A 1539-nucleotide genomic window follows, 5' to 3' on the forward strand; every position below is an offset into this window, starting at 1 on the left:
AGAAATACTGGCAACGTCTATCACCTCACACTCAATCCCATCCCTAGCCAATAAACTTGCCGCTTGCATAGTTTCATTTATGCTCGCCCCCCATGAGACTAAAGTCATATCCCTTCCTTGACGCAATAGAAAGGACTTATCCAATGGCAAGCCTTCACCATCATCCTTTACCTCACTATGAAATAAACGATAAATGCGTTTTGGCTCCAAAAATATAACAGGGTCATTGGAACGAATCGCTGACAAAAGCAGTCCATAAGCCCTTTTTGGAGAGCTAGGCTGTATAACCCGAATACCCGGAATATGTGCAAACATTGCCTCGGTACTTTCACTATGATGTTCGGGTGCATGAATTCCCCCGCCATAGGGGGCGCGAATAACCATTGGGCAAGAAAGGCGCCCACGTGTGCGATTACGCATACGTGAAGCATGGCTAACCAAGTGCTCCATTGCAGCATAAATGAAGCCCATAAACTGTATTTCTGCAACCGGACGCAGGCCTTGAGCTGCCATTCCTATAGTCATGCCTGCAATCATCGTTTCAGCTAGTGGTGTATCCATAACCCGACGCACACCAAATGCTTCTCGTAAGCCCTCCGTTGCGCGAAAAACACCGCCATTAACGGCAACATCTTCGCCAAGCACAACCACTTCTTCACTTTCTGCCATTGCGCGATGCAATGCCATATTAACGGCCTCAATAATACAAACCTTCGATGCGCCAACACTTTCAGGAGCACAGTCATCTATTGCTTTAGTAAGATTCATATCATTCATGGCTATGCCCCTCCATATCAACTGGCTTCAACTTATCCTGAGCGTCGGTATTTTCAAACCTTGTCCCTTCACATTGCGGGCTTATTTTTTTAGTGTTTTTCATACCAAGCAATTTGACCTGCGCGTATTGGTCAAGCAGTGGCTCAGGTAGTGTTTCGAAGAGATAATCAAACATCGCCTCAGGTACGTCATCCTCCTCTATAAGATAGGCTTCAACAGCCTCACTAATTTTCTTCTTAATTCGTATGAGAAGTTCTTTCTCCTTGGATTCCGACCAGTATCCTTTAGACAGTAAAAAAGTTTTTAGTCTTGAAATAGGCTCCTTGTCCCAGGCTGACTTCAGCTCAGAATCACTGCGATAACGTGAAGCATCATCGGCGGTAGTATGATCCCCTAAGCGATAACTCACCGCTTCAATAAGCGTTGCACCTTTACCTGCGTAGGCTTTCTCCAGTGCTATATTGACTGCATGACGCACGGCAAAATAGTCGTTACCATCAACAACCAGTCCCTCAATCCCGGCGCCAATCGCTTTTTGGGCAATCGTTTGCGCGCCGCACTGAATATCGCGGGGGGTCGAAATAGCCCATTGATTGTTATTTACAACCATTACCAAGGGTAGTTGCCACGCCCCTGCCAGATTTAGTGTTTCGAGAAAGTCGCCTTTCGAGGTCGCGCCCTCACCACACGTAACAAGAGATGCTTGATGTATGCCTTTGGTTTTCAGAGCAACAGCTGCACCGGCAGCGTGGCCATATTGTG

General features: G+C 46.8%; 2 protein-coding genes. Both read right to left on the minus strand.

What is annotated here, in order from left to right:
- Positions 1-768, minus strand: a 768-nt coding sequence (locus tag A3729_RS21735; RefSeq protein ID WP_082882159.1) for an alpha-ketoacid dehydrogenase subunit beta, incomplete at its 3' end; no start/stop codon positions are given.
- A gap of 1 nt (position 769) precedes the next feature.
- The coding region (locus tag A3729_RS21740) for a thiamine pyrophosphate-dependent enzyme (protein WP_255376406.1) at positions 770-1539 on the minus strand (770 nt) is incomplete at its 5' end.

The organism is Oleiphilus sp. HI0043, assembly GCF_001634935.1.